The sequence below is a fragment of the Staphylococcus sp. EG-SA-14 genome (assembly GCF_017151935.1).
Lineage (GTDB): Bacteria > Bacillota > Bacilli > Staphylococcales > Staphylococcaceae > Staphylococcus > Staphylococcus aureus.
In genome coordinates, this window is sequence record NZ_JACVZM010000003.1 from 19551 (window position 1) to 45613 (window position 26063).

The window sequence follows — 26063 nt, forward strand, 5'->3', positions numbered from 1 at the left end:
CCTGTATATTACAAGTTAGTTAAAATATTAAATTGAGTTAGAGGTTGCATGTTTAATTAGTAACTTGTCAGAAGTATTTATGGTACATAAGTTGAACAAGTGAAAGGTAAAGATGCCGAAATAGATATAAACCATAAATTATATCTATTGGGACAGTTTTCGAATAGGAACTGTACTGTCACAGAATGTGATGTGCTACCTTATATAGATAATTGCCAAAGTGGTTGCATATCTTAAAGGTATGTAGCCACTTTTTTACTTTTAATATCACTATGTTCTGTAAAAAAGGGTATGAAAGTGAATAAAGGTTATTTATTTCTTGGCCTCTAAAACATGGAAAGGGAGCTTATATGTCAAAAGTTCAAAATGAAAGTAACAATGTTGTCAAAAGGGGACTTAAAGATCGTCATATTTCTATGATTGCGATTGGGGGTTGTATTGGTACAGGTTTATTTGTAACTTCTGGTGGAGCAATTCATGATGCAGGTGCTTTGGGTGCATTAATAGGATACGCAATTATCGGAATAATGGTATTTTTCTTAATGACGTCACTTGGCGAAATGGCTACGTATTTGCCAGTATCAGGTTCATTTAGTACATATGCTACAAGATTTGTTGATCCATCTTTAGGGTTTGCGCTTGGTTGGAACTATTGGTTTAACTGGGTAGTAACTGTAGCAGCAGATATTACGATTGCAGCACAAGTCATTCAATATTGGACACCATTGCAAGGCATACCCGCTTGGGCATGGAGTGCGTTGTTCTTAGTTATAATTTTTAGTCTGAATTCGTTATCAGTTCGCGTCTATGGTGAAAGTGAATACTGGTTGGCATTGATAAAAGTGGTTACAGTTATTGTTTTCATTGCAATTGGTTTATTAACGATTGTCGGAATCATGGGTGGTCATGTTGTAGGATTCGAAATATTTAATAAAGGTGAAGGTCCTATTCTTGGTGGCAACTTAGGAGGAAGTTTATTATCAATTCTAGGTGTATTCTTAATCGCTGGTTTCTCATTCCAAGGTACTGAGTTAATTGGTATTACGGCTGGTGAATCAGAAAATCCTGAACGTGCTGTGCCGAAAGCAATTAAACAAGTATTCTGGAGAATTTTATTATTTTACATTTTAGCCATTTTTGTTATCGGTATGTTAATTCCTTATGATAGTAGTGCATTAATGGGTGGTAGTGATAATGTAGCAACGTCTCCATTCACATTAGTGTTTAAAAATGCTGGATTTGCGTTTGCAGCATCATTTATGAATGCAGTTATTTTAACGTCTGTGTTATCAGCAGGTAACTCAGGTATGTATGCTTCAACTCGAATGCTATATTCAATGAGTAAAGATAAATTAGCGTTTGAAGCATTTGGTAAAACAAATAAAAACGGTGTGCCATATATGTCGTTACTCGTTACAGCAATCATTGTAGTGATAATTTTCGTATTACAAAGCCTTACAAAAGGTGCATACGAATATATCGTTGCAGCAAGTGGTTTAACTGGTTTTATTGCTTGGGTAGGTATAGCAGTAAGTCATTATCGATTTAGAAGAGCATTTGATAAACAAAATTATGACAAATCTAAATTAAAATATACTGCTAAATTATTCCCATTCGGACCATTATTTGCTGGCTTTTTATGTATTGTAGTAATTATTGGTCAAGATGTTGACTTTATTAAAACAGGAGATTTTAATTTTAGTCGCTTCTTAATTACGTATATGGGAATCCCAGTATTTTTAGCATTCTTTATTTATCATAAGCTTCGATATAAAACGAAAAAAATTCCATTAGAACAAGTAGATTTACGTCAAGACGTGTCAATGGATGAAATAAAAGGTTAAAATAAAAATAATTACAGTTATAGTGTTGACTTAAATGTGAATTGTTGATATGATTAACAACGTTGAATACGAAACGAACCAAGTAGAAGCACCCGCTTCTCACCTGTAGCGACGCATAAAGCAGTTGGCAGGTTAATCACATTACACATAACTGTGTATAAGGAAGAGCGGGTATTTTATACCTGCTCTTCCTTTTTGCTTGGTGCAAATTTCGTAAAAATTTTGGAGGTGTCAACCATAGCAAAAGATCAAACTCAAATCAATGACAAAATTCGTGCAAAAGAATTACGTTTAATCGGTCAAGATGGTGAACAAATTGGTGTTAAATCAAAGCGTGAAGCTTTAGAAATGGCTGAACGTGTAGATTTAGACTTAGTGGTCGTTGCACCGAATGCGAAACCACCAGTTGCAAGAATTATGGATTACGGTAAATTCAAATTCGAACAACAGAAAAAAGAAAAAGAAATGAAAAAGAAACAAAAAATTATCAATGTTAAAGAAATTCGTTTAAGTCCAACAATTGAGGAACATGATTTCCAAACTAAGTTGAAAAACGGACGTAAATTCTTAACTAAAGGCGATAAATGTAAAGTATCTATTCGTTTCAGAGGGCGTGCCATTACGCATAAGGAAATTGGTCAACGTGTGCTAGAAAAATATGCAGATGAATGCAAAGATATAGCAACAGTTGAACAAAAACCTAAAATGGACGGGCGTCAAATGTTTATCATGTTAGCGCCAACAGCTGAAAAATAATTAAAGCTATTACAGGAGGACTTATATTATGCCAAAAATGAAAACTCACCGCGGAGCAGCTAAACGTGTTAAAAGAACTGCTTCAGGTCAATTAAAACGTTCAAGAGCTTTCACATCTCACTTATTCGCAAACAAGAGCACTAAACAAAAACGTCAATTACGTAAAGCTAGATTAGTGTCTAAGAGCGATATGAAACGTGTAAAACAATTATTAGCATACAAAAAATAAGAACAAATACAGAAATCGGTAGGAATTACCTAAGGAGGAATTTTTTATGCCACGAGTTAAAGGTGGAACAGTAACAAGAGCGCGTCGTAAAAAAACGATTAAATTAGCTAAAGGTTACTTCGGTTCAAAACATACATTATACAAAGTAGCTAAGCAACAAGTAATGAAATCAGGTCAATATGCTTTCCGTGACCGTCGTCAACGTAAACGTGACTTCCGTAAATTATGGATTACACGTATCAACGCAGCAGCTCGTCAACATGAAATGAGCTACTCACGTTTAATGAACGGTTTGAAAAAAGCTGGTATCGACATTAACCGTAAAATGTTATCAGAAATCGCAATTTCTGACGAAAAAGCATTTGCTCAATTAGTAACTAAAGCTAAAGATGCTTTAAAATAATAACACTTATAAAAAAGAGATGGCATTGTCATCTCTTTTTTATTTTTTAAAAAGCAAAATGCCACATTTAATCGCTAAAATATGACATATTTGCTAAAATGCATTTAAGAGAACAAACATTAAAGTGAGGAGTTTTATACGATGTCTAAATTTGATGAACAAATCATTGTAGTACCTAGAGAAATTATTTTTAATAATGAAAAGAATACTTTCAATGGGTTTTTAAATAAGAATAAACCAGAAGGTCAAAATATTTTTGATGCGCTAAGTCAATATGAAGTTAAGCGACGCGGCGATATGGAAGAGGATCCATCATATAAACAACTCATTTCTTATTGTTTACTTGAAAATGAGCATGGCGAGATATTAGTGTATGAACGATTATCTGGCGGTGGAGAAGCTCGATTGCATGGACAATCTTCAATAGGTGTAGGCGGTCATATGAATGATGTTCCAGGAGCAGAATCTATTAACGAAGTATTGAGAGTTAATGCACAGAGAGAATTAGGAGAAGAAGTAGGTTTAAGTGAGCAAGATTCACAAAATATGGAATATATCGGTTTTATTAATGACGATAATAATGAAGTGGGCAAGGTACATATTGGTGTTGTATTTAAAATCACTGTAAGTACGAATGATGTAGAAGCTAAAGAAACAGATACTTTACGAATAAAATGGGTTGAAAAAGGCATCATAGAGTCATATGATGATTTCGAAACGTGGAGCGCATTAATCCTTCAAGATTTATAATCAAACGAGGTGACATATATGTCAGATATTATTCAGTTTCCTAACTCTTCGAAAAAGTTATATAAAGATATAAAACGTGCTGAACAAGACCAAAACTATGACCTGATGTATGAATATATTGTGCAATATGAACGTCAATTTGAACTCACTGAAGAAATAGCAATGATGAAATGCCGTATGTTATATGAGACGGGGTCATTTCTTGAATTAAGAGAAGAAACAATTGTCTTATTGAAAACTGGCATACAACAATATGATGCATTGATGATTTATTACGTGAAAAGTTTGATTGGTTTGGGACAATATTTTGAAGCGGTAGAAGTAATTCATCAAATTATTGATGAAGTCAAAGATCACAAAACAAGAATGGCATTACATCCTCTTAAAGAATTTGCTAAGTCAAAATTAATTGAAGATGAAAAACGATTGACTCAGTCATTAACTGATTTTGATACGTTATCAATGAGGGAACAGACGCACTTGATTTTGAAGTTAATAGACAATGGTCATTTTCAATTTCAAGAAACGGTATTATATATATTAAAATCTAATACGTACAGTTATAACCTCATTAGTTTAATGATTGAGTATTTAAGGTTTGCAAATTGTACACAAGAACTGACAATTGAAAAGTATGGTATGGATGTAACTTTTGTACCAGCTAATTTAAATGGGCTAGAACATACAACACTGAAAGAAAAAGTTATACCTAACGTTATGGAAACATTAAATGATGGTGCATTACATATCGCTGAAGAAGCACACCATATTATGAATAATCACTCTATCATGATTTATCCAATTGATATTGAAACTTTGTTTGAAACGAATAAATGGATTAATGCATACGAATGTTATTTCAAAAATATGTTAGGACTTAAATGTGAATTACAAAGTATCGATGCATTTAATTTTATTCAGCAATTAGATTTGAATAATAATAGTTAAATTGTTGCAAAATAATACTCAGCATTTTAATATAGTTTTGACGAAAAAAGTTGATTTACAAATATATAAACGTTGTGATTTCAATGTTTGTATAGGGAATAGACCTATGATATAATAGGGAAGTTGAAAAAATAAATTAGTTAATCATGGAGGTATATATACATGACAGCAACTTGGGAAAAAAAGGAAGGTAACGAAGGTTTATTAACTGTTACTGTTCCTGCAGAAAAAGTAAACAAAGCGTTAGATCAAGCATTCAAAAAAGTGGTTAAACAAATTAACGTACCTGGATTCCGTAAAGGTAAAGTGCCACGTCCAATTTTTGAACAACGCTTTGGTGTAGAAGCATTATATCAAGATGCTATCGACATTTTATTACCAGATGCTTATGGTGAAGCAATTGACGAAACTGATATTAAACCAGTTGCACAACCAGAAGTAAGTGTTACTCAAATTGAAAAAGGTAAAGATTTCATTTTTGAAGCAACAGTTACAGTTGAGCCAGAAGTTAAATTAGGAGACTATAAAGGTCTTGAAATTGAAAAACAAGAAACTGAATTATCTGATGATGAGTTACAAGAAGCGATTGACCACAGCTTAGGACATTTAGCTGAAATGGTAGTTAAAGAAGATGGTGTTGTTGAAAATGGCGACACAGTTAACATTGACTTTAGTGGTTCAGTTGACGGAGAAGAATTCGAAGGTGGACAAGCTGAAGGTTACGATTTAGAAATCGGTTCAGGTTCATTCATACCTGGTTTCGAAGAGCAATTAGAAGGTATGAAAGTTGACGAAGAAAAAGATGTTGTCGTAACATTCCCAGAAGAATACCATGCTGAAGAATTAGCTGGTAAAGAAGCAACTTTCAAAACAAAAGTTAACGAAATTAAATTTAAAGAAGTCCCAGAATTAACAGATGAAATTGCTAATGAATTAGATGCAGAAGCAAATACAGTAGACGAGTACAAAGAAAACTTACGTAAACGTTTAGCTGAACAAAAAGCTACAGATGCTGAAAATGTTGAAAAAGAAGAAGCGATTACAAAAGCTACTGATAATACAACAATCGATATTCCTGAAGCAATGGTTAATACTGAATTAGATCGTATGGTGTCTGAATTTGCACAAAGAATTCAACAACAAGGTTTAGATTTACAAACGTACTTCCAAATCTCAGGTCAAGATGAAACTCAATTAAGAGAGCAAATGAAAGATGATGCAGAACAACGTGTTAAAACTAACTTAACTTTAACTGCGATCGCTGAAGCTGAAAAAATCGAAGCTACTGATGAAGATATCGATAAAGAATTAGAAAAAATGAGTAAACAATTTAATATCTCAGTTGAAGATATCAAAAATACTTTAGGTAATACTGATATCATTAAAAATGATGTTCGTATCCAAAAAGTTATCGATTTATTAAGAGATAACGCAAAGTTCGTTGAAGGAACTAAAGAAGATTAATCTTCATTAAATATTAAATTACAAAAATGAGTAGCAGATGCATAGCTTATGTATCTGCTACTATTCTTTAAGCAAAAAGTTTGTATGTTAATATGTTGCATTGTAATATCCAATCTAGTATAGTCTTTAACGAATAGGGGTGTAAAAAGAATGTTTAAATTCAATGAAGATGAAGAAAATTTGAAATGCTCTTTCTGCGGAAAAGACCAAGATCAAGTAAAAAAACTTGTAGCAGGAAGTGGTGTATATATTTGTAATGAGTGTATTGAATTATGCTCAGAAATCGTCGAAGAAGAATTAGCTCAAAACACTTCTGAAGCGATTACAGAATTACCTACTCCTAAAGAAATTATGGATCATTTAAACGAATATGTTATTGGTCAAGAAAAAGCTAAAAAATCTTTAGCTGTAGCTGTTTATAACCACTATAAGCGTATTCAACAATTAGGACCAAAAGAAGATGATGTTGAATTACAAAAAAGTAACATTGCATTAATTGGGCCAACAGGTAGTGGTAAAACATTATTAGCTCAAACCTTAGCCAAGACGTTGAATGTACCATTTGCAATTGCAGATGCGACAAGTTTAACTGAAGCTGGTTATGTAGGAGATGATGTTGAAAATATCTTGTTGAGATTAATTCAAGCAGCTGACTTTGACATTGATAAAGCCGAAAAAGGTATTATTTATGTAGATGAAATTGATAAAATTGCACGTAAATCTGAAAACACATCTATAACACGTGACGTTTCAGGTGAAGGTGTTCAACAAGCATTGCTTAAAATCTTAGAAGGTACGACTGCAAGTGTTCCGCCACAAGGTGGACGCAAACATCCAAACCAAGAAATGATTCAAATTGATACAACAAATATCTTATTTATTCTTGGTGGTGCCTTTGATGGTATTGAAGAAGTGATTAAGCGCCGTCTTGGTGAAAAAGTTATTGGTTTCTCAAGCAATGAAGCTGATAAATATGACGAACAAGCATTATTAGCACAAATTCGCCCAGAAGATTTGCAAGCCTATGGTTTGATTCCTGAATTTATCGGACGTGTGCCAATTGTAGCTAATTTAGAAACATTAGATGTAACTGCGTTGAAAAACATCTTAACGCAACCTAAAAATGCACTTGTGAAACAATATACTAAAATGCTGGAATTAGATGATGTGGATTTAGAGTTCACTGAAGAAGCTTTATCAGCAATTAGTGAAAAAGCAATTGAAAGAAAAACAGGTGCGCGTGGTTTACGTTCAATCATAGAAGAATCGTTAATCGATATTATGTTTGATGTGCCTTCTAACGAAAATGTAACGAAGGTAGTTATTACAGCACAAACAATTAATGAAGAAACTGAACCAGAACTATACGACGCAGAAGGCAATTTAATTAATAATAGTAAAACATCAGCTTAATCATTGATGTGTTATAAAAGTGAAAAGCTCCAATCAAAGTTGACGCTCAAATAGTTTAACTTTGATCGGAGCTTTTTTATAATGTATACCGAAAGGTTCAAATATTATATAATGGTAGAGTTGAAAGAGAATATAAAAAAGTGAGGATATAAAATGAAAGTTAATCCTAATAATATAGAATTAATCATTAGTGCAGTAAAAGAAGAACAATATCCAGAAACAGAATTGTCTGAAGTTGCACTGAGCGGTCGATCTAATGTAGGTAAGTCTACATTTATCAATAGTATGATTGGCAGAAAAAATATGGCACGTACATCACAGCAACCCGGCAAAACGCAAACGTTAAATTTTTATAATATAGATGAACAACTTATTTTTGTGGATGTTCCAGGGTATGGATATGCTAAAGTAAGTAAAACACAACGTGAAAAATTTGGGAAAATGATTGAGGAATATATAACTAAGAGAGAGAATTTGCAATTAGTTATTCAATTAGTTGATTTAAGACATGATCCAACACAAGATGATATCTTAATGTACAATTATTTGAAACATTTTGATATTCCTACTTTAGTTATATGCACTAAAGAAGACAAAATTCCAAAAGGTAAAGTTCAAAAGCATATTAAAAATATTAAGACACAATTAGATATGGACCCAGACGATACAATTGTAAGTTATTCATCAATTCAAAATAATAAACAACAACAAATATGGAATTTAATTGAACCGTATATTTCATAGTTTTTGTACGACAAAACTTATACAAAAATTTTAAAAATAATGTAAGCACGAAACTTTTAATTAGTACACAATTGATAACATTTTTCAACGTTCATCATTTTGTCAAAAACTCAAAAGTAAATTAGAAAGATTATAATTTATTTAAGCATCGTACTTAATTGGATTTTAAATTATGTTATAATATTTGTATTGTTAGTATATATGGGGGCGTTTCAAATGCATTTTATTGCAATTAGTATAAATCATCGCACAGCTGATGTTGCACTAAGAGAGCAAGTTGCTTTTAGAGATGATGCCTTACGAATTGCCCATGAAGATTTATATGAAACTAAATCTATTTTAGAAAATGTCATATTATCAACATGTAATCGAACTGAAGTATATGCTGTTGTTGATCAAATTCACACAGGTCGTTACTATATTCAACGATTTCTAGCTCGTGCATTTGGATTTGAAGTAGATGATATTAAAGCAATGTCAGAAGTAAAAGTGGGGGACGAAGCAGTAGAACATTTATTGCGTGTCACTTCTGGTTTAGATTCAATCGTACTTGGAGAAACTCAAATTTTAGGTCAAATAAGAGATGCATTTTTCTTAGCGCAAAGCACAGGTACGACAGGAACAATTTTTAATCATCTATTTAAACAGGCAATTACTTTTGCAAAAAGAGCACATAATGAAACAGATATAGCTGATAATGCTGTAAGTGTGTCTTATGCTGCGGTCGAGTTGGCGAAAAAAGTATTTGGCAAATTGAAAAGTAAGCAAGCTATCATTATTGGTGCAGGGGAAATGAGTGAATTATCACTATTAAATCTTCTTGGTTCTGGAATTACTGATATTACAGTAGTAAATAGAACAATTGAAAATGCTATGAAATTAGCAGCAAAGCATCAAGTGAAATATGATGAACTATCATCATTACCAAATTTACTTGAAAGTGCAGATATTGTGATTAGTTCAACGAGTGCACAATCTTATATCATTACAAATGAAATGATAGAAAGAATTGCAGAAAATAGAAAGCAAGATTCACTAGTATTGATTGATATTGCAGTTCCTCGAGATATTGAACCTGGTATTAGTGCCATCACAAACATCTTTAATTATGATGTTGATGACTTAAAAGGTTTAGTTGATGCAAACTTACGTGAGCGACAATTAGCGGCTGCAACAATTTCGGAACAAATTCCTGCAGAAATACATGCACACAATGAGTGGATTAGTATGTTGGGTGTTGTTCCAGTGATTAGAGCTTTACGTGAAAAAGCTATGGCAATTCAAGCAGAAACGATGGACAGTATTGATCGTAAATTGCCAGGGTTAAGCGAAAGAGAACGTAAAATTATATCTAAACATACAAAAAGTATCATCAATCAAATGTTGAAAGATCCTATTAAACAGGCCAAAGAATTAAGTAGTGATAAGAAAAGTAATGAAAAATTAGAGCTATTTCAAAATATATTTGATATCGAAGCTGAATGTCCTCATGAGCAAGCGAAGCAACAAAAAGAAAGCAAGGTCAAGGAAATTTCAGCGCGACGTATCTTTAGTTTTGAATAAGCATATTAATATGGTGATAATATGCAAGAAAACCTGTTTATTCGATTCAATGAAATTATATTATTAATATACTTAATCAGTATCATTTGCTATTTTTATGATTTTGTACAAAAAAGTCATAAGATTAGAAGTTTAGGCATATATTTATTGGGGATTGTTTGGGTTTTACAAACAATCTCTTTATCTATTTTTATTATACAAACTAGACATATTCCATTAGGGTCTATTTCAGATGTATTCTATACTTTAAGTTGGCTGATTATTTCAATCTCTTTAATTCTTAACCTTATCAAAGTATTGAATTTCTCTGTGTTTTTCTTGAATTTAATAGGGTTAACACTTTTAGGGATGAATACATTTCAACCGACACATTATACTAATAAGGTTCAGAAAATTGCTGTTGTAGACGAGTTACTGTTAGTCCATATCGGTCTAGCTGTGTTAAGTTATGTCTTCTTTGCCTTAGCTTTTGTCAATGCATTACTGTATATCATGCAATACCGTAATTTGAAGGAAAAACGTTTTGATCAAAAATACTTTAGAATTGGTAGCGTTGCTACACTTGAATCAATTGTGTTTTACTCAACGTTAAGTGGGTGGATAATTCTCATATTTAGTATTATTTTAGGTACACAGTGGGGTGTAATTTCAGTTGGTGAACGTATATTCATTGACCCGAAGGTAATACTCTCTTCAATTATTTCAGTATTATATGGAAGTTATATTTTACTTAGAATCAACAAATGGTTGAATTCAAGATATTTAATATACTATAACATTATTTTATTTTGCTTAAATATGATTAATTTATTTTTTGCAACACATTTTGTGAATTGAGAAAATAATCTAGAGCAATCCGTTCCTAGGAGGAATTGAACATGCGTAAATTAGTCGTTGGCTCCAGAAGAAGTAAATTAGCTTTAACACAAAGCCAGCAATTTATTGATAAATTAAAAGCTGTCGAGCCAAATCTAGAAATTGAAATTAAAGAAATTGTCACGAAAGGCGATCGTATAGTAGATAAACAATTGTCTAAAGTCGGAGGCAAAGGCTTATTTGTTAAAGAAATACAACATGAACTTTTTGAAAAAAATATCGATATGGCAATACACTCGCTTAAAGACGTACCAAGTGTAATTCCGGAAGGTTTAACATTAGGTTGTATCCCTGATAGAGAATTACCTTTTGATGCGTATATTTCTAAAACACATACACCACTATCCCAATTGCCAGAAGGCAGTATTATTGGTACTAGTTCATTACGTCGTGGTGCACAAATATTATCTAAGTATCCTAATTTAGAGATTAAATGGATTAGAGGTAATATAGATACACGATTAGAAAAGTTACAAACTGAAGATTATGATGCGATTATTTTAGCTGCAGCTGGTTTAAGAAGAATGGGCTGGTCAGATGATATTGTAACATCTTATCTTGATAGAGATACATTGTTACCTGCAATCGGACAAGGTGCTTTAGGGATAGAATGTCGTAGTGACGATGAAGAACTATTAACATTATTAAGCAAAGTACATAATGATGAGGTTGCAAAATGTGTGACTGCTGAACGAACGTTTTTAGCAGAAATGGATGGTAGTTGTCAGGTGCCAATCGCAGGATATGCTACAATCTCAGATCAAAAAGAAATCGAATTTACAGGTTTAATTATGACCCCAGATGGTAAAGAACGATTTGAATATACAATGAACGGAACAGATCCGGTTGAGTTAGGCAAAACAGTGAGTAACAAATTAAAAGAGCAAGGTGCTTATGAAATTATAAAACGCTTAAATGAACAACATTAAATAATGGAGTGACGTTTAAATATGAAGCCAGTTGTAGTTATGACACAAACAAATGACATGCAAAGTGATTTAGTATCAATTATTCACAAACCCTTTATTGATATAAAGCCACTAAATTTTGATATTCATTTGTTAAATCAACGCTATGACTGGCTTATTTTTTCATCTAAAAATGCTGTGAAATTCTTTTATAAATATCTAAAAGGAATTAATGTTGATAACATTGCTGTGATAGGAAGTAAGACAGCGCAATATTGTGAATCACTTGGCATTCGAGTTGATTTTATGCCAAACGACTTTTCTCAAGAAGGATTTTTAAAATCATTTAATCAAACTAACCAAAAAATACTTTTGCCTTCGAGTGAATTGGCGAGACCATTGTTATTAGCAGCGTTATCTAAAGATAATGAAGTTGTTAAAATAGATTTATATACTTCAGTGCCTAACAAACAAAATATACAAGATGTTAAAGAAATGATAGAACATCAACAAATCGATGCATTAACATTTTCAAGTTCGTCGGCAGTACGTTATTATTTTAATGAAGGATTTGTACCAAAATTCAAGTCGTATTTTGCTATTGGAGAACAAACAGCACGGACCATTAAATCATATCAACAACCAGTAACAATTGCAGAAATTCAAACACTCGAATCACTAATTGAAAAGATTTTAGAAAGTAGGGGCTAAAAATGAAATTTGATAGACATAGAAGATTGAGATCATCAGCGACAATGAGAGATATGGTTAGAGAGAATCATGTAAGAAAAGAAGATTTAATATATCCAATTTTTGTAGTTGAAAAAGACGATGTGAAAAAAGAAATTAAGTCATTGCCAGGTGTATACCAAATCAGTTTGAATTTACTTGAAAGTGAATTAAAAGAAGCTTATGACTTAGGCATACGTGCCATTATGTTTTTCGGTGTTCCAAACTCAAAAGATGATATAGGTACTGGTGCATACATTCACGATGGTGTTATTCAACAGGCAACACGTATTGCTAAAAAAATGTATGATGACTTATTAATTGTTGCAGACACTTGTTTATGTGAATATACTGATCATGGTCATTGTGGCGTGATTGATGACCATACACATGACGTTGACAATGATAAATCATTGCCACTGCTTGTCAAAACAGCAATTTCTCAAGTGGAAGCTGGTGCTGATATTATTGCGCCAAGTAATATGATGGATGGTTTTGTTGCTGAAATTCGTCGTGGATTAGATGAAGCCGGCTATTACAATATTCCTATAATGAGTTATGGTGTCAAATATGCATCAAGTTTCTTTGGACCTTTTAGAGATGCAGCAGATTCAGCACCATCATTTGGGGATAGAAAAACGTATCAGATGGACCCTGCTAACCGTTTGGAAGCACTTCGTGAATTAGAAAGTGATCTTAAAGAAGGGTGCGACATGATGATTGTTAAACCTGCTCTAAGTTATTTAGACATAGTTCGAGATGTTAAAAATCATACGAATGTTCCAGTTGTTGCATATAATGTGAGTGGAGAATATAGTATGACTAAAGCAGCGGCACAAAATGGTTGGATAGATGAAGAACGTGTCGTTATGGAACAAATGGTTTCAATGAAACGTGCAGGTGCTGATATGATTATTACGTATTTTGCAAAGGACATTTGTCGCTATTTAGATAAATAAGGTTTTATATGTATGATTTTCCATAAACTATAGGAGGAATTTACTTTATGAGATATACGAAATCAGAAGAAGCAATGAAGGTTGCTGAAACTTTAATGCCTGGTGGTGTAAATAGTCCAGTACGCGCATTTAAATCAGTAGATACACCAGCAATTTTTATGGATCACGGTAAAGGTTCAAAAATTTATGATATCGATGGTAACGAGTATATCGACTATGTACTAAGTTGGGGACCACTTATTTTAGGACATAGAGACCCTCAAGTTATTAGTCATTTACATGAAGCAATTGATAAAGGTACAAGTTTTGGTGCATCAACATTACTTGAAAATAAATTGGCGCAGCTCGTTATTGACCGAGTACCTTCAATAGAAAAAGTGCGTATGGTGTCATCTGGTACAGAAGCTACATTGGATACTTTAAGATTAGCACGTGGTTATACTGGCAGAAATAAAATTGTGAAATTTGAAGGTTGCTATCATGGTCATAGTGATTCGTTATTAATCAAAGCTGGTTCTGGGGTGGCAACATTAGGATTGCCGGATTCTCCTGGTGTGCCTGAAGGTATTGCTAAAAATACAATTACAGTTCCATACAATGATTTAGATGCACTTAAAATCGCTTTCGAAAAATTTGGAGACGATATTGCTGGTGTAATCGTAGAACCTGTTGCTGGTAATATGGGTGTCGTACCGCCGATTGAAGGTTTTTTACAGGGATTAAGAGATATTACGACTGAATACGGCGCATTGCTAATTTTCGATGAAGTAATGACTGGTTTCAGAGTCGGTTATCATTGTGCACAAGGTTACTTTGGTGTGACACCAGATTTAACTTGCTTAGGAAAAGTTATCGGTGGAGGACTACCTGTAGGTGCTTTTGGTGGTAAAAAAGAAATCATGGATCATATAGCACCATTAGGAAATATTTATCAAGCGGGTACGTTATCAGGAAATCCTCTTGCAATGACAAGTGGTTATGAAACGTTAAGCCAATTAACGCCAGAGACATATGAGTATTTTAATATGTTAGGCGATATACTTGAAGACGGTTTAAAGCGTGTATTTGCTAAACACAATGTACCAATAACTGTAAATAGAGCAGGTTCAATGATTGGTTATTTCTTAAATGAAGGACCTGTAACCAATTTTGAACAAGCGAATAAAAGTGATTTGAAATTATTTGCAGAAATGTATCGTGAAATGGCAAAAGAAGGTGTGTTTTTACCACCATCTCAATTTGAAGGTACATTCTTATCTACGGCACACACGAAAGAAGATATTGAAAAAACGATTCAAGCATTTGATACGGCTTTAAGTCGTATTGTAAAATAAATATACGGACAAATTGAGAGCCTGAACTTTGTTCAGGCTCTTTTTAAATGTATATCAGGCATGGGCGGCGACTTGATAGTGAAAGTCCATATATGCTTTGTAGTCAAAACTGCTAGCGGATATTGTTATCTTAACAAACGTGAAGCTCAAGCAGCAATTTAGTCATTTTATTTTTTATTGAAAGAAGTGGAAAACATGACAATGATATATAGAAATAATTTCATTGTGTTCGTTTTATCATTTTTTATTAGTATTCTACTGTATTCATCACACGTATTACTCCCATTTATGTTTGGTCCTATTATCGCATCAATCATTTGTGTGAAAGTTTTCAAACTTGATATTAAATGGCCATTCTTACTGAGTGAATTAGGTATTGTACTATTAGGTGTGCAAATCGGATCAACGTTTACGAAAAATGTCGTTATGGATATTAAAGACAATTGGCTTTCGATTATTGTTGTATCTATTTCGATATTATTAATTGCAATAGTAATGGCATTTATTTTTAAAAAAATTGCACGTATTAATACGGAAACAGCTATTTTAAGTGTTATACCAGGAGCACTAACACAAATGCTGGTCATGGCTGAACAAGACAAACGTGCTAATTTGTTAGTTGTTAGCTTAACGCAAACATCACGAATTATATTTGTTGTTGTTTTAGTACCGTTCATTTCATATTTTTTTCATGATGGTAACATGCATGCGAATGGAAAGTTAACAAAAGTCTTGCCTTTATCACAAGTATTAAACATAGGGCAAATAGTTATTTTAGCGATAGCTATCTTTATAGTTTATCTAATTATGTCTAAAATAAAGTTTCCAACATTTCAATTATTAGCACCACTCATTGTATTAATTGTTTGGAATTTTTCTACAGGTTTAACATTTACACTAGATCATTGGTTGTTGAACATGGCACAACTAATATATATGATTAGAATTGGAGTTCAAATTGCGCATTTATTGTCAGATTTAAAAGGTAGACTAGCAATCGCAATTACAATTCAAAATATTATGTTGATAATTGGTGCGCTAATCATGGTTTATATCATACATTTCTTTGATAATAATCCTATTAATGAATTGTTTCTTGGTGCAGCACCAGGAGGGGTTAATCAGATAGTTTTAGTTGCATTAGCTACTGGTGCCGATGTTGCTATGATTACGAGTTATCATATTTTCCGAATCTTTTTCATCCTATTTATTATTGCACCAGGAATTAATTACTTTTTAAAATATCGTTCGAATAAGCGTGAAGATTAGAAACTATCATCCATCTAAGTTGAATTATGCTTAGGATAGAATTCATTATTAAGGTTTAAGCAAAGGTTGTACATCTATTTTTAGATTAAGATATCTAATATTAGCAGAGCATTAACTTGGAACTTTAACTTATGATTTGAATAAATTTTCACATTAAAAAACGAGACAGTCTATTAGTTAAAAATAGATGATGTCTCGTTTACTTTATGATGCTATAGCAAATTAATTATGTTTAGGCTTTGATGGACAATCTTGTAAATGTGCATCATATAAACCGGCTGCTTCTAAAAACGAAAATACTGTTACTGGACCTAAAAATTTAAACCCGTATTGTTTTAAATCTTTAGATAGTTGTGTTGCAGTATCATCAACTGTGATACGATCAGAAGCATGTTCATACTGCAAATCTTTAGGCTTACCATTTACATATGACCATAAAAATTTACTAAAACTACCATATGCTTGTTCAATTTTTAAATACCCTTGAGCTTGATTAACAATTGCTTCTAATTTTTTACGATGATGAACGATATTTGGAAAAGTCATTAAGCGGTCGATATCTTGAGCGGTCATTTGTGCTACCTTTTCTGGTTCGAAATCATAAAATGCTTCTTCATAGGCTTCTTTCTTTTTTAAAATAGTTAACCAAGATAGCCCAGCATGTTGTGATTCTAATGCTAAAAGTTTAAACAATGCCTTGCTATCATAGAGCGGTTGTCCCCATACATGATCATGATAGTCTAAGTAGACTGGATCTTTAGTTCCAAATGCGCATTCATTCATTTTATTCCCACCTATACATTGACTTATTTTGTCAATCATTATACTATAAGTTAAGAGTTTAATATAGGATTTGGGAAGAGTAAGTTCAAATTATTTTAAAGAGAGCATATGATTTGGTGTGAGTATGTAAATGATTTTTACTGAAGGTAGCCCACAGAGTATCTTAGCTGAACGTGATTAATAGTAGGCTAAGACGTGTTTGAGCGTTAATCATAATCTAGAGTGCTTGAAGAGATGAAGCATTTCAAATTTCACGATGATAGTATTGGTATGATTATTCCAATTATGTTAAAAGAGTGAATTTGATATTAATCATCCTTCTTGAATATAGGTGGTACCACGGAATATCCGTCCTATTTGTATATAGGATGGATATTTTTATTTTTTTAGGAGGTATAGCAAATGGAAATGAAACCAAAATATGATCCTCGTGAAGTTGAAGCGGGACGTTATGAAGAATGGGTAAAGAATGGTTATTTTAAATCGTCAGAAGATAAATCAAAAGAAACATATACTATTGTTATCCCGCCACCAAATGTGACTGGCAAATTACATTTAGGACATGCATGGGATACAACTTTACAAGATATCATTACACGTATGAAACGTATGCAAGGATACGATACGTTATACTTACCAGGTATGGATCATGCTGGTATTGCGACACAGGCAAAGGTAGAAGCTAAATTAAATGAACAAGGAATAACTAGATATGATATTGGTCGTGAAAAGTTTTTAGAACAGGCATGGGATTGGAAAGAAGAGTATGCGTCATTTATTCGTGCGCAATGGGCTAAATTAGGTCTAGGTTTAGATTATAGTAGAGAACGTTTTACTTTAGATGAAGGTTTAAGTAAAGCAGTTAAAAAAGTTTTTGTTGATTTATACAATAAAGGAATTATTTATCGTGGCGAACGTATTATAAATTGGGATCCTAAAGCACGTACAGCTTTATCTGATATTGAAGTAATACATGAAGATGTTCAAGGTGCGTTTTATCATTTTAAATATCCTTACGCTGATGGTGAAGGTTTTATTGAAATTGCAACAACAAGACCAGAAACGATGTTAGGTGATACAGCGATTGTTGTTAACCCTAATGACGAACGATACAAAGATGTAATCGGTAAAACTGTTATATTACCAATCGTAGGACGCGAACTGCCTATTTTAGCAGATGAGTATGTTGATATAGACTTCGGTTCTGGTGCTATGAAAGTGACACCAGCACATGACCCTAATGATTTTGAAATTGGTCAAAGACATCAATTAGAAAATATTATCGTTATGGATGAAAATGGTAATATGAACGACAAAGCGGGTAAATACGAAGGTATGGACCGTTTTGATTGTCGTAAACAGCTAGTTAAAGATTTAAAAGAACAAGATTTAGTTATCAAGATTGAAGATCATGTTCATTCTGTAGGTCATTCAGAACGATCTGGCGCTGTTGTTGAACCATATTTATCAACACAATGGTTTGTGCGCATGGAAGACTTAGCGAAACGTTCATTAGATAACCAAAAAACAGATGATCGTATTGATTTTTATCCGCAACGTTTCGAACATACATTTAACCAATGGATGGAAAATATTAGAGATTGGACGATTTCAAGACAATTATGGTGGGGTCATCAAATTCCGGCTTGGTATCATAAAGAAACAGGCGAAATATATGTTGGAGAAGAAGCGCCAACTGATATTGAAAATTGGCAACAAGATGAAGATGTATTAGATACGTGGTTCTCAAGTGCTTTATGGCCTTTCTCTACGTTAGGTTGGCCTGATTTAGAAAGTGAAGACTTTAAACGATACTACCCAACAAATGCCTTAGTTACAGGTTACGATATTATCTTTTTCTGGGTAGCACGCATGATATTCCAAGGCTTAGAATTTACAGATCGTCGTCCATTTAATGATGTATTATTACACGGTTTAGTTCGTGCTGAAGACGGGCGTAAGATGAGTAAATCATTAGGTAATGGTGTGGATCCAATGGATGTTATTGACGAATACGGTGCTGATAGCTTGCGTTACTTCTTAGCAACAGGTTCATCTCCAGGACATGATTTAAGATACTCAACTGAAAAAGTTGAGTCAGTGTGGAACTTTATCAATAAAATCTGGAATGGGGCACGTTTCAGTTTAATGAATATCGGTGAAGACTTTAAAGTTGAAGATATCGATTTAAGTGGTAACTTATCATTAGCAGATAAATGGATTCTAACACGTTTAAATGAAACGATTGCAACAGTTACTGATCTAAGTGACAAATATGAATTCGGCGAAGTTGGACGTGCATTATATAATTTCATTTGGGATGATTTCTGTGATTGGTACATTGAAATGAGTAAAATTCCAATGAATAGTAATGATGAAGAACAAAAACAAGTTACACGTTCAGTATTGAGTTATACTTTAGACAATATTATGAGAATGCTACATCCATTCATGCCATTTGTAACAGAGAAAATATGGCAAAGTTTACCACATGAAGGTGACACAATTGTTAAAGCTTCATGGCCAGAAGTGCGTGAATCATTGATTTTTGAAGAAAGTAAACAAACAATGCAACAACTTGTTGAAATCATTAAATCTGTAAGACAATCACGTGTAGAAGTAAATACGCCATTGTCTAAAGAAATACCTATTTTAATTCAAGCTAAAGATAAAGAAATTGAAACAACTTTATCACAAAACAAAGATTATTTAATCAAATTCTGTAATCCTAGTACCTTAAATATTAGAACTGACGTGGAAATTCCTGAGAAAGCAATGACATCAGTTGTAATTGCAGGTAAAGTGGTATTACCATTAGAAGGGCTAATTGATATGGATAAGGAAATCAGCCGTTTGGAAAAAGAATTAGCTAAACTTCAAAGCGAATTAGATAGAGTAGATAAAAAGCTCTCTAATGAAAACTTTGTAAGTAAAGCACCTGAAAAGGTTATAAATGAAGAAAAACGTAAAAAACAAGATTATCAAGAAAAATATGATGGTGTGAAGGCAAGAATTGAACAATTAAAAGCATAGGAGTTAGTAACAATGAATTACCTAGAGAGCTTGTATTGGATACACGAAAGAACTAAATTTGGCATCAAACCAGGTGTTAAACGTATGGAATGGATGCTAGCACAATTTAATAATCCTCAAAATAACATTAAGGGTATTCATGTAGGTGGCACAAATGGTAAAGGCTCTACAGTTGCTTACCTTAGAACAGCTTTAGTTGAAAATGGTTATGAAGTAGGTACATTTACGTCGCCGTTTATTGAAACATTTAATGAACGAATTAGTCTAAATGGTGTGCCAATATCAAATGACGCTATTGTAGAATTAGTATCACGTATTAAACCAGTAAGTGAAATGATGGAACGTGAAACAGATTTAGGTGTTGCAACTGAATTCGAAATAATCACAGCGATGATGTTTTTATATTTTGGTGAAATACATCCTGTTGATTTTGTCATTGTTGAGGCTGGATTGGGTATAAAGAACGATTCGACAAATGTCTTTACACCGGTTTTATCAATCTTAACTAGTATCGGTCTAGACCATACAGATATTTTAGGTGGTACTTATCTAGATATTGCTAGGGATAAAGGCGCGATTATAAAGCCTAACGTTCCAGTGATATATGCTGTTAAAAATGAAGATGCATTAAAATATGTTCGTGAACGCGCAATTGAACAACATGCAAAGCCAATTGAATTAGATAGAGAAATTGTTGTTGTATCGCAAAATGATGAATTTACTTACCGTTATAAAGATTATGAATTAGAAACAATCATTTTAAGCATGTTAGGTGAACATCAGAAACAAAATGCTGCATTAGCCATAACAGCTCTTATTGAATTAAATGAACAAGGATTAATTGAATTAGATTTCAATAAGATGATAGACGGTATTGAATCAGTTCGTTGGACTGGACGTATTGAGCAGGTGCATGACAAACCTTTAATCATTTTGGATGGCGCACATAATTCAGAGAGTATAGATGCTCTAATTGATACAATTAAACAGTACCATGATAAAGAAAAAGTAGATATTTTGTTCTCAGCAATAAACGGAAAACCGATTAACGAGATGGTCAAACATTTAAGTTTAATTGCGCATACGTTTTATGCAACTGAATTTGATTTTCCGAAAGCGTTACGCAAAGAAGAAATTGTAGGTAGTATTGAAAATGATGAAATACAATTAGTAGATGACTACGTTGAATTTATAAAAAATTATCAAGGTGATACATTAGTAATTACCGGTAGTCTGTATTTCATAAGTGAAGTTAAATCAAAATTAGACTTTGAAGCATTATAAAACTAAAACTAAAATAGCCATGAAGAATCTATTTAATCAATAGGTAGAGCTTCATGGTTATTTTTTATGCTCTAAATCGTATGTGTTTATAAGGTTCAATTTCTTGCCATTATTAATTTTGCCGAGCAGTAATGGGTTGTTAAAGTATCCATCAATTATGCTTAGCAATATTGAAAAATTTAAATGAAAAAGCGGTTCAATTCTTGAAAAATAGTGTATATTTACATTTTGGTAATAACTAACTATAATTTACATAAGGAGGTTGTCATTTGGTAGTATTGTTATCTTATAGTTGCAGTTGTATTTTTAGTTTTCTATATCAATTTATATCTATAGAAGAAACGTCATTTGATTATTTACATAGAAGATCGAAATGTGATTATTGTAATTCGTCACTCAAATGGTATGAATTAATGCCGATTATTAGTTTTTTATTATTAAAAGGGCGATGTCGAAACTGTCGAAAGCGTATTTCCCTAACACATTTCTTAGGGGAAACCTTTGCTTTAATACCTATCGTCTTTATTAAGTATGATTTCACATACGTAAATGCTACGCTATTTATAACTACATATGTTTTTCTGCTTATTTTTACTATGACCGATATCACTTCTTTAATGTTAGATTGTCGCTTAATTATAATTTATTGTATCGTTTCTCTCTCGTTAAGTATGATTTATCCAGTAGCTTTTATCATTATTAGTATGACCACGCATATATTCTACTTTTTATTTCGGGCATATATTGGTTATGGTGACGTTTTACTAATATCTGCACTTTCTTTGTTTTTCCCTCTCCAATTCACTATATATGTCATTTTATTTACATTTGTCATTGCTGGTTTAGTTGCTTTAATTACCATGATATTTAAGCCGATTAAACTATTACCCCTTGTTCCATTTATATTTATTTCCTTTTTTATCAATTCACTTTTTTATAATGATATCCATCAATTTTTAGGAGGCGTATATTTTTGAAAATTAAAGAAATGGTAACTTCAGAAATGCCAAGAGAACGTTTGTTAAGCCATGGTGCAAAAAGTCTTTCGAATACAGAATTATTAGCTATATTAATTAACACCGGAAGAAAAGGATTCTCGAGCATAGACATTAGTAATGAACTGCTTAAATCTGCTTCGAATCTGAATGAATTGAAAAAATCTTCAATTAACGATTTGATAAAAGTTAAAGGGATTGGATTACAAAAAGCAATTACTTTAAAAGCAGCATTTGAGTTAGGGGAAAGGATGGGGAGAAGAGCTGAAAATAATCGTATAAAAATAACGCAACCAAGTGATGTTGCTGATTATATGATTCCAACAATGAAAGATTTAACACAAGAACATTTTGTCATTTTATTGTTAAATTCAAAAAATGTAGTGATTAAAGAAACCTGTGTTTTTAAAGGTACATTAAATAGTTCGATTGTACATCCACGTGAAATTTTTAGTATTGCGGTGAGAGAAAATGCCAATGCAATCATCGCAGTTCATAATCATCCATCCGGTGATGTAACGCCCTCACAAGAAGATATCATAACAACAATGAGGTTGAAGGAGTGTGGTTTGATTTTAGGGATAGATTTATTGGATCATATTATAATCGGTGATAATAGATTTACCAGTCTTGTAGAAGCGGGTTACTTTGATGAAAATGATTGAAGTTGATAGAATTAATGACGTATCTTGTGTATAATACCTACGAAGTACTTTCATTGGAGGAAAAATAGTGACTCTATTTATTATTATCGGGGTTCTCGTGCCAATGGTTTATACCATGCAGTTAAATATTAAAAATGAACCTGTAACAAAGCGCAATCTATTAATAACATTAGCTTTATCTACGTTAGGTATTTTAGTAACCGCGTTTGCAGGTGTGATCGTTACGAAACAAGCTTTTTCTTTATTAAGTGTAGCAATCGGCTCAATTTTTACTGGAATCGTTTGGGGTCTTTTACTAAGTGGTAGCTACGCGCTGATACGATTTTTATCTAACGCATTTGGGCGTAAGTAATAGTAATCTGTTCATCAAGTAGTATCCGTGCTTGAAACCAAATTAAAACTCCTAATGTGGAACTAGTTAAAAAATTCTAAACTAGTACATTAGGAGTTTTGTTATGCAGAATAAATTTAATTGTTAAATTGAAAGTGCGGTAAAAACCCACTATTTATTTGAAAAAAATCGAGCAACCAAATTAAACCTTGATATCCTAAGTAAATACATAATAAAACAAGTCCGACATAAATTAAAAATCGCAAAATAGAAAGTCCAACTCTAAAAAGGAGGATGACTAATAGTGCTATTAAAATAATTGTTAGTATACTCAATGCTACAAACCTCCTCATACGCTTTTAAATCATAACAAAATTATAAGCTATTTTAAATGAACGTGCATCAGTCCTAAGATATATCATGATTAAGGCTGAAGACTGAGGAAAATATACATAATAAAATATATAATTAGATGAAGACATTGGAGGCGAACTATGAGATTGATATTTAGTATGATTAAAAACATTATAGCAGTAATAGCAATTGTGATAATTGTTTATATCGCCTTGAAATACGCACCTTTTTTAAAAGAACAAGATTGGAATCCTGTAAATCACGATAATGATCAAATGAATCAAGTTACGCAACCCACTAATGATGCCCAACATGTTTATGTAAGTGGTGAGAAATATTCATTAAAAGAAAATGATTTAATAAAGAATGTACCATTAAGCCAAATTAAAAATGTATTTAAAATGATAGATAAACAAGAGTTTATGGCTGTGTCTGGAATGAATCGCATGGCTTATAATGATCAATATATTATAGGTCAAAGAGGAGATGAATTTATTCTTTATAAATTTGGAGATGAGTCAATGCGTGTTTACAATACTGAATTTGAAATGCAACAAGACTTAAATGAATTAGGGCAAAATTTACAACTAAAACCTGAAAATGCTTATCAATAGGAAATTATTGCATAAGAAATATATTTTAGTTATCCTGTCACTAGAATAAATTTAAAAGGTTGGTGTAGTTCAAATGGCAGAACAATCAAAACAGAAACAAGCTAATGAACAACAAAAGGCCCAGAACTTATTCGCACGTTGGAGACAACTTCAGAATTCGAACAGTGAATCCTCGAACGATACAAACAAATAATTTTAAAATTTAAATCGATTATTTAAACTACTAGTGACTGGAATGTTTGCTAGTAGTTTTTTTGTTTTTAAAATGCCACAAATTTTTTACGGAGTTGTTCATTTTCAAAGTAATTCGTAGTTAGTGCTTTATTTCATAATGGGAGTAATATAAAATAGAAAAGGATATACAATATTTTGACATAATAGAGGTGTTCTGGGTGCTTAAGTTTTTTAAAAATAACAAATTAATTGTTGTTTTATGTGCAATTATCGTTTTTATTGCATTAATTGGGCTGTCCATACGTTCACAATTTCAATCACCTCCTGAACAATATATAGGTGATTCTGTGTCTTTTGGACAACGAGTTGTGAGTTATCCAGTTAATTTTGTTGCTGGTACGATTGGGGACTTTTTTAAAAAAGGAGATTCTAAAGAATCTAAAAATAAGATTAGCCAGTTAGAATCTAAGAACCAACAATTAGAAGCGGAAAATGAAAAATTAAAAAAAGAGCTTGATTTAAAAGATATTTCAAAATTTGATCCTATTTCTACTACGGTTTTGGCAAGAAATCCGGATCAGTGGATGAATACAATTGTAATTGATAAGGGATCTAAATCAGGTATAACTTCAAATATGGCTGTGATGACATCACAAGGTTTTGTTGGAAGAGTTACTAAAGTTAATAAATTTTCTTCACAAGTTGATTTAATCTCAACTAATACACGTGCGGGTAAATTATCTGTAAATATACAACACGGTTCTAAAAATATATTTGGTTTAATTGATCGTTATGATGAAAAGAACTCAGAACTTGTAATTAGTGACATTAATAATAGAGATAATATCTCAAAAGGTGATAAAGTCGTTACAAGTGGATTAGCTGATCAACTACCAAGTAATTTATATATAGGAGAAGTGACTAAGGTTCAAAATGATCAATACGGCTTAGCTAAAGAAGTTAGGGTTAAGACTGGTGCAGACTTAACAGATTTGAGTCATGTTTATGTTGCAAAAAGAGATCCTAAAACAATTCCTGATGATGAAAGCAGGGATAAATAATGCGTACACTGTATTATTTTTTGATAGGTATTTTACTATTTTATATAGATACTGCAATTGGGCTTCTTATTCCAATGCACATAGGTAAGTTTGAACTTGTATTTGTACCACACCTTACATTTATGTATATTTTAATGATGGTAGTGTATCGTGGCTTTGGCGTATCATTATTGCTCAGCATATTTTTAGGCGTAATGACTGATGTATACTTTGGTAGTATTTATGGAGTGTACTTATTTGGCTATATATTGTTTTTAGCACTTATAGATCGATTCTTTAAAATTTTTTACAAAGATCATTCGATGTTATTCATTATTATATTAGCCAGCACCATATTATTAGAAGTCTATGTGGCATTAATATACGGTATGTTAGGATTCATTCAATTTGATATTATTCATTTTGTAGTCTTTAGATTATTGCCAACATTAATTATGAATTTTGTACTGTTGATTATGCTTTATCCGTTGATTATAAAGTTCCTTAAAAAAACAAACAATGACATTGACATGAAACATCGTCAATGGTAAGATGCAATAGTTGAGTAGTTATAAGTAGCTACATACAACCGCTCAAATAT

At 32.3% G+C, this 26063-nt stretch carries 29 protein-coding genes, 1 riboswitch and 3 other annotated features (1 of these 33 only partly in view); of the genes, 27 read left to right on the forward strand and 2 right to left on the reverse strand.

Annotated features, from left to right (window positions below; all coding sequences use genetic code 11):
* Positions 1-30: 30 nt before the first annotated feature.
* Positions 31-206, forward strand: a riboswitch (Lysine riboswitch).
* A gap of 144 nt (positions 207-350) precedes the next feature.
* The 18 genes from IDG63_RS03525 (at position 351) to IDG63_RS03610 (ending at position 16189) form a co-directional block, all read left to right on the forward strand.
* Positions 351-1844: an amino acid permease gene (locus IDG63_RS03525; RefSeq protein WP_000049154.1), complete on the forward strand. Its 1494-nt coding sequence runs from the start codon at positions 351-353 to the stop codon at positions 1842-1844.
* Between the two features lie 74 nt (positions 1845-1918).
* Positions 1919-2044 (forward strand) — a sequence feature (ribosomal protein L20 leader region).
* A gap of 28 nt (positions 2045-2072) precedes the next feature.
* Positions 2073-2600: a translation initiation factor IF-3 gene (infC, locus tag IDG63_RS03530; protein ID WP_001791162.1), complete on the forward strand. Its 528-nt coding sequence runs from the start codon at positions 2073-2075 to the stop codon at positions 2598-2600.
* Between the two features lie 28 nt (positions 2601-2628).
* A complete protein-coding gene (rpmI, locus tag IDG63_RS03535; RefSeq protein ID WP_001125540.1) occupies positions 2629-2829 on the forward strand; it encodes a 50S ribosomal protein L35 in 201 nt (66 codons plus the stop codon).
* Positions 2830-2875: 46 nt separating this feature from the next.
* Positions 2876-3232, forward strand: coding sequence for a 50S ribosomal protein L20 (gene rplT / locus IDG63_RS03540; RefSeq protein ID WP_001138360.1), 357 nt, complete (start codon positions 2876-2878; stop codon positions 3230-3232).
* A 141-nt stretch (positions 3233-3373) separates the two neighbouring features.
* Positions 3374-3982: an NUDIX domain-containing protein gene (locus tag IDG63_RS03545; protein WP_086095878.1), complete on the forward strand. Its 609-nt coding sequence runs from the start codon at positions 3374-3376 to the stop codon at positions 3980-3982.
* Between the two features lie 18 nt (positions 3983-4000).
* Positions 4001-4930: a hypothetical protein gene (locus IDG63_RS03550; protein ID WP_001280022.1), complete on the forward strand. Its 930-nt coding sequence runs from the start codon at positions 4001-4003 to the stop codon at positions 4928-4930.
* Between the two features lie 4 nt (positions 4931-4934).
* Entirely contained in the window at positions 4935-5045 is a 111-nt protein-coding gene (locus tag IDG63_RS03555; RefSeq protein ID WP_001790560.1) for a hypothetical protein, read from the forward strand.
* Between the two features lie 47 nt (positions 5046-5092).
* Positions 5093-6394, forward strand: coding sequence for a trigger factor (gene tig, locus IDG63_RS03560; RefSeq protein WP_000127573.1), 1302 nt, complete (start codon positions 5093-5095; stop codon positions 6392-6394).
* Between the two features lie 150 nt (positions 6395-6544).
* Entirely contained in the window at positions 6545-7807 is a 1263-nt protein-coding gene (clpX, locus tag IDG63_RS03565) for an ATP-dependent Clp protease ATP-binding subunit ClpX (protein WP_000472293.1), read from the forward strand.
* Positions 7808-7960: 153 nt separating this feature from the next.
* Complete coding sequence (gene yihA, locus IDG63_RS03570) at positions 7961-8551, forward strand: ribosome biogenesis GTP-binding protein YihA/YsxC (protein WP_000867697.1); 591 nt, start codon at positions 7961-7963, stop codon at positions 8549-8551.
* Between the two features lie 216 nt (positions 8552-8767).
* Entirely contained in the window at positions 8768-10114 is a 1347-nt protein-coding gene (gene hemA, locus IDG63_RS03575; protein WP_000545451.1) for a glutamyl-tRNA reductase, read from the forward strand.
* A gap of 21 nt (positions 10115-10135) precedes the next feature.
* Positions 10136-10951 carry a cytochrome c biogenesis protein gene (ccsA, locus tag IDG63_RS03580; RefSeq protein WP_206176364.1) on the forward strand — a complete coding sequence of 272 codons (816 nt, stop codon included), beginning with the start codon at positions 10136-10138 and terminating at the stop codon, positions 10949-10951.
* 41 nt (positions 10952-10992) lie between these two features.
* On the forward strand, positions 10993-11919 hold the full coding sequence (gene hemC, locus IDG63_RS03585) for a hydroxymethylbilane synthase (protein ID WP_001230226.1): 927 nt from the start codon (positions 10993-10995) through the stop codon (positions 11917-11919).
* 21 nt (positions 11920-11940) lie between these two features.
* A complete protein-coding gene (locus IDG63_RS03590) occupies positions 11941-12609 on the forward strand; it encodes a uroporphyrinogen-III synthase (protein ID WP_000805950.1) in 669 nt (222 codons plus the stop codon).
* Positions 12610-12611: 2 nt separating this feature from the next.
* Positions 12612-13586 carry a porphobilinogen synthase gene (hemB, locus tag IDG63_RS03595; protein ID WP_000667126.1) on the forward strand — a complete coding sequence of 325 codons (975 nt, stop codon included), beginning with the start codon at positions 12612-12614 and terminating at the stop codon, positions 13584-13586.
* 47 nt (positions 13587-13633) lie between these two features.
* Complete coding sequence (hemL, locus tag IDG63_RS03600; RefSeq protein WP_001270865.1) at positions 13634-14920, forward strand: glutamate-1-semialdehyde 2,1-aminomutase; 1287 nt, start codon at positions 13634-13636, stop codon at positions 14918-14920.
* Between the two features lie 60 nt (positions 14921-14980).
* Positions 14981-15082 (forward strand): hypothetical protein, encoded by a 102-nt coding sequence (locus tag IDG63_RS03605; protein ID WP_001788970.1) that lies wholly within the window; start codon positions 14981-14983, stop codon positions 15080-15082.
* Between the two features lie 33 nt (positions 15083-15115).
* Positions 15116-16189, forward strand: a complete 1074-nt coding sequence (locus IDG63_RS03610; RefSeq protein WP_000178002.1) for an AbrB family transcriptional regulator — start codon at positions 15116-15118, stop codon at positions 16187-16189.
* A 222-nt stretch (positions 16190-16411) separates the two neighbouring features.
* On the opposite strand, the gene IDG63_RS03615 is transcribed toward IDG63_RS03610, so the two are convergent.
* Positions 16412-16972 (reverse strand): DNA-3-methyladenine glycosylase I, encoded by a 561-nt coding sequence (locus IDG63_RS03615; protein WP_001001228.1) that lies wholly within the window; start codon positions 16970-16972, stop codon positions 16412-16414.
* Between the two features lie 57 nt (positions 16973-17029).
* Positions 17030-17331, forward strand: a binding site (T-box leader).
* 43 nt (positions 17332-17374) lie between these two features.
* Here IDG63_RS03615 and IDG63_RS03620 point away from each other — a divergent pair.
* From IDG63_RS03620 to IDG63_RS03640, 5 genes are all read left to right on the forward strand, one after another.
* Positions 17375-20005, forward strand: coding sequence for a valine--tRNA ligase (locus tag IDG63_RS03620; RefSeq protein ID WP_086095877.1), 2631 nt, complete (start codon positions 17375-17377; stop codon positions 20003-20005).
* A gap of 12 nt (positions 20006-20017) precedes the next feature.
* Positions 20018-21289, forward strand: a complete 1272-nt coding sequence (locus IDG63_RS03625) for a bifunctional folylpolyglutamate synthase/dihydrofolate synthase (protein ID WP_001108346.1) — start codon at positions 20018-20020, stop codon at positions 21287-21289.
* Between the two features lie 269 nt (positions 21290-21558).
* The gene (locus IDG63_RS03630) at positions 21559-22266 is read left to right on the forward strand and encodes a prepilin peptidase (RefSeq protein WP_000261115.1); all 708 of its coding nucleotides are present in this window, start codon (positions 21559-21561) and stop codon (positions 22264-22266) included.
* The gene (gene radC, locus IDG63_RS03635; RefSeq protein WP_000692870.1) at positions 22263-22949 is read left to right on the forward strand and encodes a RadC family protein; all 687 of its coding nucleotides are present in this window, start codon (positions 22263-22265) and stop codon (positions 22947-22949) included. Before IDG63_RS03630 ends, radC begins: the two co-directional genes overlap by 4 nt.
* A 67-nt stretch (positions 22950-23016) precedes the next feature.
* The gene (locus IDG63_RS03640; RefSeq protein ID WP_000171854.1) at positions 23017-23301 is read left to right on the forward strand and encodes a hypothetical protein; all 285 of its coding nucleotides are present in this window, start codon (positions 23017-23019) and stop codon (positions 23299-23301) included.
* Positions 23302-23417: 116 nt separating this feature from the next.
* Here the strand turns inward: IDG63_RS03640 and IDG63_RS03645 are convergent, their stop codons facing one another.
* Positions 23418-23615: a hypothetical protein gene (locus tag IDG63_RS03645; protein WP_000025835.1), complete on the reverse strand. Its 198-nt coding sequence runs from the start codon at positions 23613-23615 to the stop codon at positions 23418-23420.
* Between the two features lie 159 nt (positions 23616-23774).
* On the opposite strand from IDG63_RS03645, the gene IDG63_RS03650 reads away from it, so the two are divergent.
* The 4 genes from IDG63_RS03650 (at position 23775) to mreD (ending at position 26013) form a co-directional block, all read left to right on the forward strand.
* The gene (locus IDG63_RS03650) at positions 23775-24248 is read left to right on the forward strand and encodes a DUF4930 family protein (protein ID WP_001236734.1); all 474 of its coding nucleotides are present in this window, start codon (positions 23775-23777) and stop codon (positions 24246-24248) included.
* Positions 24249-24321: 73 nt separating this feature from the next.
* Positions 24322-24441, forward strand: coding sequence for a hypothetical protein (locus IDG63_RS03655; RefSeq protein ID WP_000840602.1), 120 nt, complete (start codon positions 24322-24324; stop codon positions 24439-24441).
* Between the two features lie 199 nt (positions 24442-24640).
* On the forward strand, positions 24641-25483 hold the full coding sequence (gene mreC, locus IDG63_RS03660) for a rod shape-determining protein MreC (RefSeq protein WP_000911030.1): 843 nt from the start codon (positions 24641-24643) through the stop codon (positions 25481-25483).
* Complete coding sequence (gene mreD / locus IDG63_RS03665) at positions 25483-26013, forward strand: rod shape-determining protein MreD (RefSeq protein ID WP_001259923.1); 531 nt, start codon at positions 25483-25485, stop codon at positions 26011-26013. Before mreC ends, mreD begins: the two co-directional genes overlap by 1 nt.
* A 26-nt stretch (positions 26014-26039) precedes the next feature.
* Positions 26040-26063, forward strand: a sequence feature (ribosomal protein L21 leader region) (it continues 173 nt past the right edge of the window).